Below are 1673 nucleotides of genomic sequence, written 5' to 3' on the forward strand. Positions count from 1 at the left end.
AAGAGGTAGTACAAAGCGTACTTTGATTGATCGACGTTTCTGCTTTGTCCACATAAAATAGCACAGTCTTTACAGCACAAATTTTTTAATATTTTGCCCAACTATGCACGATTTTGATTAATACCTCATTACCAAATCTATACACTCAAACAATTTGTTATCACCAATTTATCCCCCCCCTTAAATACAATCAAAGTAAGCTGAATGAACCACTTTTTGTATTACAAATATTGGATATCCCACTAACTTGTGATTTTACACCCATCTTTGTCTTTAAAATTTCCTGTTAAAATGACTATAAAATCAATCAATACCCAAGGTGTAATTATCAAAAAAATTCCTATAAGCCCTACCGGCATAAGTATTATACTTATTATACTTATTACACTTATTATATTTATAAGAAGTATTGCAATACCAGTTCCAACTTTACCAACCATAAAACGATGAATTCCTAGTCCACCTAGAAAAAAACAAACGACCGCTAACGTCACTTTTGATTGCTGTGACTGACCTTCAGTTGAGATAGGGAAAATAGATTTAATGGTATCCCCTTCACACACAAAATCAACGACGTCACCAACTTTCGGCGGCGTTTTTCCTGACCAATCCCAATTCGCAAACTGATAGCGCTTACCATCAGCCCCTGAAATGAAATAATCTCCTTGATCATGACCAATAATCTTACCTTTCATCTTCACCACCTATAAAATTGTTATTCATAAAGAAGCTTTTCTTCTAATATGATAATATGTTGAATAAACATCACTGCATGAATACAGTCTGTATTCACCGTGATATATGACAATTTAAAAAGCTAAAAATTCCCCAACAACTTAAAATTCCCGCAATTACAAGTGGTAATACAAAGCACGCTGTTCGATTTGCACCTTTGCTTTTTTCATATGAAATAGTACAGTCTTTTTCAATAGTTTTATTTAAATATTCATAATTTTCTTTAATATTTCACATTTAAAGACATATATTAAAATAATTTACATTATTAAATTAATATATTGACAACATTAAAAGTAAAGAAAGTGCCTCACTCTTTACATTTTATATTATTCTAAAATTTCTACCAATTTATAATTTTATCCCCATTTTCATCCCTAAAATATCCGGATAAAATAACTATAAAATCAATGAATGACCAAGGCCCAGTTACTAAAAGTATCCCTACCCCAAAAGTAAATGGTATACTTAGTAGGCTTATAAGAAGCATTGCAATGCCCGTTCCGACTTTACCAGCCATAAAGCGATGAATTCCCAACCATCCAAAAAACCAACAAACAAGTGCTATCGCCAATCTTGATTTTTCTGACTGCGATTTACTCAAAAGAGGGAGAACAGATTTAACAACATTATCTTCATATACAAAATCAACGGTATCCCCTACCTTTGGTGGTTTTTTTCCTAACCAATCCCAACTCGTAAATTGATAACGCTTACCATCAGCCCCTGAAACGAAGTAATCTCCTTGATCCTGACCAATAATCCTACCTTTCATCCTTGCCCACCTATAAAGCTTCTCCTCATGTGTTATTCATAAAGAGATTATTTCTAATTCGATAATATGCGGATTAACCTCACGGCGTAAATAAAATTTGTAGCAGCCGTGATAAACGTGAAATTAAAATAGCTCTGATCCCCCCAATGATCTAATGTTTCTG

The 1673-nt window shown here is 33.2% G+C and carries 2 protein-coding genes; both read right to left on the bottom strand.

The window, feature by feature from the left end; translation table 11 throughout:
• Positions 1 to 242 precede the first annotated feature (242 nt).
• On the bottom strand, positions 243 to 695 hold the full coding sequence (locus tag ACFIKE_RS10215; protein WP_375649743.1) for a TM2 domain-containing protein: 453 nt from the start codon (positions 693 to 695) through the stop codon (positions 243 to 245).
• A 383-nt stretch (positions 696 to 1078) separates the two neighbouring features.
• Positions 1079 to 1510 (bottom strand): NINE protein, encoded by a 432-nt coding sequence (locus ACFIKE_RS10220; RefSeq protein ID WP_375649745.1) that lies wholly within the window; start codon positions 1508 to 1510, stop codon positions 1079 to 1081.
• Positions 1511 to 1673: the final 163 nt, after the last annotated feature.

Origin of the sequence: Bartonella sp. MU70NMGDW, from assembly GCF_042194085.1 — a bacterium.
Lineage (GTDB): Bacteria > Pseudomonadota > Alphaproteobacteria > Rhizobiales > Rhizobiaceae > Bartonella > Bartonella grahamii.